Genomic DNA, 4,859 nt, shown 5'->3' with positions numbered 1-4,859 from the left:
AAATGCCGAAACATCCCTTCGTGGTGATGTTTCGACTCACCGTCCTTGTCCGGAGTCCGCTCGCCAATGCGCACCGTCTATCTGGGTCGTCAGCCCATTTTCAATCGCGACCTGAAGCCGGTCGCCTACGAGCTGCTGTACCGCTCCGCCAATAAGGACTATGCCGACCGCGCCGATGTCCGTGCATCGGCCGCGGTGCTGATCAATGCCTTTCTGGAGATGGGCGTGGAGCGGGTGGTCGGCAAGGCGCGTGCCTTCGTGCACGTCACCCCGGAGCTGCTCGACGGCGAGTTGCTGCGCCTGTTCGAGCCGGCCCGGCTGGTGTTGCAACTGCTGCCGGACGAGGATTTCGACGATGCGGCGCTGGCCCGGCTGGACCGGCTGCGTGCCGCCGGTTACGGCATCTCGGTCGACGATCTGCTGGTCCACGAAGGCACCTTGCCTTTGCTCGAGCGGGCCCATTTCGTCAAGGTGGACCTTGCCGCCGTGCCGGCGCAAGAGCTGGCCGAGCATGTCGCCCAATTGCGCGCCTATCCGGTGGCGCTGGTGGCCGAGAAGGTGGAAACCCACGAACAGCTGGCGCAGTGCCAGGCGCTGGGTTTCGACCTGTATCAAGGCTATTTCTTTGCCAGACCGAAGATCGTCGCCGGGCGCGCGCTGGGCCAGGACCGGCTCGGCGTGTTGCAGTTGCTGGCGGTGTTGCACGATCCGCGCTCGGAATTGTCGGACGTGCAGGCGGTGGTGCAGCGCAGCGTGTCGCTGAGTTATCGGCTGTTGCGCTATGCCAATTCCGCCGCTTTGAACCTGCCCCGACAAATCAATTCCATTGCCCAGGCCGCGGTGATACTCGGACAGCGGCGACTGCGCGACATGGCGACCCTGCTGGCGCTGACCGGTCTCGACGACAAACCGTCCGAACTCATGCGTACCCTGCTGGCGCGGGCGCGCTGCTGTGCCAATCTGGCCCCGCCGGGGCGTGGCAATGCCGAAACGGCGTTCACGGTCGGGCTTTTTTCGGGCTTGGATGCGCTACTGGATCGGCCGCTCGACGCGCTGCTGAATGATTTGCCATTGAGTGACGAGGTGCGGGCGGCGCTGCTCGACAAACAAGGATCGTTTGGGCGCATCCTGGAGGCGGCATTGGCGCTGGAGCAGGGCAGTTTCGACAGCGATGCGCTGGCGGCGCTCGATCCCCCGGCCGATGCCTATCTCGCCGCGCTTGATTGGGCGAATCAGGCGATGGTTTCGCTGGCGCCCGGTTGAGGCAGATGCCGGAACATCCCGGCGGAAGGTTGAAAAACTTGGTCGCTGGAGTTTTTCAGCGCGCCGTCGGGCGGTAACGCCCGATAGACGCTCAGTGAATCAATGGGTTACGTCTTTTATTCGCGCCGGGGCATGCTGCCCCGGACGGAACATGCTGAATAAATCGGCGCTTCCTGAGAACCCAGGGGTTTGCGTCCTCGATGCGGGCAGTGGCATTCTGCCTGCTCGGGAGGAGTTGATAGAGCAAAGAGCAGGGGTTCCCAAGGCATTGTTGCAAGGCGCGAGATTGGCTTATATTGAAAAGCCGCCAACTCTCAAACCAGGAGCGCCCGCAATGGCCAACATCAACCTGTCCAACTATTCGCTCGACGAGCTGCAACGCCTGATTGCCGAGGCCGAGAGCACGCTCGAGAAGCGGCAGCGCGAGCAGCGCGCCGAAGTGATCGCCCAGATGCGCAAGTTGGCGGCGTCGGTCGGTATCGATTTCGAAATCATTGTCCCCGAGTCGCGCAAGCGCGCGGCGCGTACCAGCGCCGCTGCCAAGTATCGCAACCCGGCCAATCCGGCGCAGACCTGGAATGGTCGCGGCCCGAAGCCGAAGTGGTTCAAGGAGGCGCTGGCCGCCGGCAAAACGCCCGAGCAGCTGGCGGTCTGAGGGAAACCGATTCAGTCAGGGCTTCCCCGGCGGGGCTGGATGTCCCGGTCTGAAGCGGCGGCTAAGCCATTGATTCATGGAGCGCCGCGCGGGCATGCCCCGCGGGTCAGCGAGCGGAAAAATTCCATGGATGGAATTTTTCCGCATTTGCTGAACGGAATTTCCGGTGCGTTTATACGATACGAATGCCGCCGCGACGGCGCCGTCGTGGCGGCTTTTTTATTGGCTCGGTGCTAGGCCGGCGGGAGATTGGATGGGCGGTCTGGAGCACGGTCCGGCGGCACCGGGCGGGCAGCGTCTGGACAAATGGCTGTGGGTGAGTCGTCTTTTCCGCACGCGCACGCTGGCCACCGAAGCGGTCAATGGCGGCAAGGTGCGCGTGAACGGTCAGCCGGCCAAGCCGGCCCGGTTGCTGAAGGTGGGCGATGAAGTCAGTCTGCTGCGCGGTGGCGAGCCGATGACGGTGATCGTCCGTGGCATGGCGTCGCAGCGGGTGGCCGCCCGCGACGTGGCCGCGCTGTACGAGGAAACCGCCGACAGCCTGGCGCGGCGCCAGACGCTGCGCGCGCAGCGCGCCCTGACCGGCCCCGCGGGTTATGTCGGCAAGGGGCGGCCGGACAAACGAGAGCGGCGTGCACTGCAGCGCTTGCGCGAGCAGGCAGGCGGTGGCGCAGACCCGGATTCGGGGCGATTTGAGTAAGGGATGCGCTGATTTATTCAGCGCATCCCGACCGCGGCACCCTGTTGCGGGACAGCAGCAGCTTCCCAGCGCTTCTTTTGCCAGCCGGCCGCCGTGCCAGGCAGGGCGGTCAATCCTTGCCGCGTCCGCCGGGCGTGTAGATGGGGGAGGGCAGATACGCCACTTTGGCGTCGTCCGACAGGCTGCTGATCTTGTTGGCGCCTTCTTTTTCCACCTCGTCGATGCGCACCACCGCATGCAGCGGGATGAAGGTGGTCTTGACGTGTTCGAATTCGCTCTTGAGGCGCTCTTCGGAGGGATCGATCAGCAGACCGCCTTTTTCGCCAAACACGAAGCCGCCCACTTCGATGAAGCCAAACATGCCACCCTGGCTGACTTCGGTGGCGTGCAGCTGGTACAGCTTGCCCTGGTTGTGGAAGATGACCTTGTAGATGCGTTTCTTGCGGACCGCCATGGGGCGTGCTCTTTGGATTGGGTGGAAACGGGATTATAGAGAGGCGACTGCGGCACGGCGCCGGCTGGTTTCCACAAGGCGCCGTTTACGGCAGGCCGCCAGCCAGCAATCCGGGCAGGCCGTGCAGGTCATTCAGTTGCGCATCCGGCGGCGGGCCGCCCGGCCAGTCGCGGCCGTCGCGATTGATCCAGACCGTGCGCATGCCGGCGGCGCGGGCGCCGTGCACGTCGCGCTCGGGATCGTCACCGACGTGCAGGATGTGCTCGGCCGGCACGCCCGCCGCGGCGCTGGCGGCGTCGAAGATAGCCGGGTGCGGCTTGGCCACGCCGGTTTCACGCGCCGTCACACAGAACCGCAGCAGGCCGTCGAGGCCGATGCGCGCGATGTCGGCATTGCCGTTGGTGAGTGCGCCGAGCGTGAACCGCTGAGACAGCGCATGCAGCACCGGCAGCACGTCGGCGAACAGCTCCACCTCGTTGCGGGCCTGCCACATGACGGCGAACGCGCCCTCGGCCGCCTCGCGTCCGTAGCCGCAGCGCGCGGCGGCCAGCGCCAGCGACTCGCGGCGCAGGGCGCTGAGGTCGTGCGCCAGGTCCGGGCGGCTGTCCTGCAGCTCGTTGCGCAGGGCGCGCAGGTCGGCCGGCGAGTAGCGCTGCGGCAGGCGCGGGTAGTGCTCGGCCAGCCACGCATGCATACGCTGTTCGGCGCGCTCGATCACCGGATCGATGGCCCACAGCGTGTCGTCGAGGTCGAACGTGATGGCGAGAATGGGCGCCGGGCGCATGGCACTTGCCTGGGTGGGGCGGCAGCCGACAAGATGGCGGCTAAATCACGTGTTTTCAAGCGGCCCCGTCGGGCGCAATCGGAGGAATCGTGGCCAAGGACAAGATCATGGCGCTGGACCTGCCAGAGCCGAAAACCCTGCCCAAGGAGCTCAAGGCCCAATACGAGGCGGCCAAGGAGCGCCTGGGATTCGTGCCCAACGTGCTGCGCGGCTACGCCCACGCGCCGGAGCGCCTCGCCAACTTCGTGGCCATGCGCGATGGGCTGATGGCGAGCGAGTCCGGCCTCAGCAAGGCCGAGCGCGAGATGATCGCCGTGGTGGTGTCGTCGCTGAACCGCTGCCATTACTGCCTGGTGAGTCACGGCGCCACGCTGCGCAAGCTGACCGGTGACCCGCCGCTGGCCGACACGCTGGCCATGAACTATCGCGCCGCGAAGCTCACCGACCGCCAGCGCGCCATGCTGGACTTTGCCGAGCGCCTGACGCAGGCGCCCGAGACCATCGACGACACCGACCGCGAGCTGCTGCGCGAGCAGGGCTTCAGTGAGCGCGACATCTGGGACATTGCCGAAGTGACGGCGTTTTTCAACATGACCAACCGCCTGGCGGCTGCCACCGGCATGGAACCGAACCGCGAGTACTACGACCTGAACCGCCGATGATCACCATGCACGCCATCGAAGTCGCCACCCCGGGTGGCCCGGAAGTCCTGCGCCTGGTCGAGCGCCCGCTGCCCGCGCCGGGCGCGGGGCAGGTGCGCGTCAAAAACGCCGCCTGCGGCGTCAACTTCATCGACATCTACCACCGCACCGGCTTTTACCCGCAGCCGCTGCCGTTCGTGCCGGGGCTGGAGGGCGCCGGCGTGGTGAATGCCGTCGGGCCGGGCGTCACGCGCTTTCAGCCTGGCGATCGGGTGGCCTATCCCAACACCCTGGGCGCCTACGCGCAGTACACCTGCGTGCCGCAGGACCGGCTGGTGCAGGTGCCGGATGGCATTCCGCTG

7 protein-coding genes are annotated in these 4,859 nt (G+C 66.1%); 5 read left to right on the top strand and 2 right to left on the bottom strand.

Annotated features, from left to right (window positions below; genetic code table 11):
- The first annotated feature begins 66 nt into the window (after nucleotides 1–66).
- From PHC73_RS08045 to PHC73_RS08035, 3 genes are all read left to right on the top strand, one after another.
- Nucleotides 67–1,263, top strand: coding sequence for an EAL and HDOD domain-containing protein (locus PHC73_RS08045; RefSeq protein WP_300126553.1), 1,197 nt, complete (start codon nucleotides 67–69; stop codon nucleotides 1,261–1,263).
- Between the two features lie 334 nt (nucleotides 1,264–1,597).
- Nucleotides 1,598–1,918 (top strand): H-NS histone family protein, encoded by a 321-nt coding sequence (locus PHC73_RS08040; RefSeq protein ID WP_300126551.1) that lies wholly within the window; start codon nucleotides 1,598–1,600, stop codon nucleotides 1,916–1,918.
- A 253-nt stretch (nucleotides 1,919–2,171) separates the two neighbouring features.
- Nucleotides 2,172–2,618 (top strand): S4 domain-containing protein, encoded by a 447-nt coding sequence (locus PHC73_RS08035; RefSeq protein ID WP_300126549.1) that lies wholly within the window; start codon nucleotides 2,172–2,174, stop codon nucleotides 2,616–2,618.
- A gap of 109 nt (nucleotides 2,619–2,727) precedes the next feature.
- Here the strand turns inward: PHC73_RS08035 and PHC73_RS08030 are convergent, their stop codons facing one another.
- Nucleotides 2,728–3,072: a DUF1820 family protein gene (locus PHC73_RS08030; RefSeq protein WP_300126547.1), complete on the bottom strand. Its 345-nt coding sequence runs from the start codon at nucleotides 3,070–3,072 to the stop codon at nucleotides 2,728–2,730.
- A gap of 85 nt (nucleotides 3,073–3,157) precedes the next feature.
- A complete protein-coding gene (locus PHC73_RS08025; RefSeq protein ID WP_300126545.1) occupies nucleotides 3,158–3,856 on the bottom strand; it encodes an HAD-IA family hydrolase in 699 nt (232 codons plus the stop codon).
- 89 nt (nucleotides 3,857–3,945) lie between these two features.
- Here PHC73_RS08025 and PHC73_RS08020 point away from each other — a divergent pair, with 89 nt between their 5' ends.
- Complete coding sequence (locus PHC73_RS08020) at nucleotides 3,946–4,518, top strand: peroxidase-related enzyme (RefSeq protein WP_300126543.1); 573 nt, start codon at nucleotides 3,946–3,948, stop codon at nucleotides 4,516–4,518.
- Nucleotides 4,515–4,859: alcohol dehydrogenase catalytic domain-containing protein (locus PHC73_RS08015; protein WP_300126541.1), on the top strand; the 345-nt coding region annotated here is incomplete at its 3' end. The genes PHC73_RS08020 and PHC73_RS08015, both read left to right, overlap by 4 nt.

Source organism: Immundisolibacter sp., from assembly GCF_028696615.1.
In the GTDB taxonomy this organism is placed as follows: Bacteria; Pseudomonadota; Gammaproteobacteria; order Immundisolibacterales; family Immundisolibacteraceae; genus Immundisolibacter.
This window is presented reverse-complemented; position numbering and strand designations above follow the sequence as displayed.

Bases quoted from the DNA above. Each gene is read 5' to 3' on its own strand.
- PHC73_RS08045 (WP_300126553.1), top strand. From the start codon at position 67: ATGCGCACCGTCTATCTGGGTCGTCAGCCCATTTTCAATCGCGACCTG.
- PHC73_RS08040 (WP_300126551.1), top strand. From the start codon at position 1,598: ATGGCCAACATCAACCTGTCCAACTATTCGCTCGACGAGCTGCAACGC.
- PHC73_RS08035 (WP_300126549.1), top strand. From the start codon at position 2,172: ATGGGCGGTCTGGAGCACGGTCCGGCGGCACCGGGCGGGCAGCGTCTG.
- PHC73_RS08030 (WP_300126547.1), bottom strand. From the start codon at position 3,072: ATGGCGGTCCGCAAGAAACGCATCTACAAGGTCATCTTCCACAACCAG.
- PHC73_RS08025 (WP_300126545.1), bottom strand. From the start codon at position 3,856: ATGCGCCCGGCGCCCATTCTCGCCATCACGTTCGACCTCGACGACACG.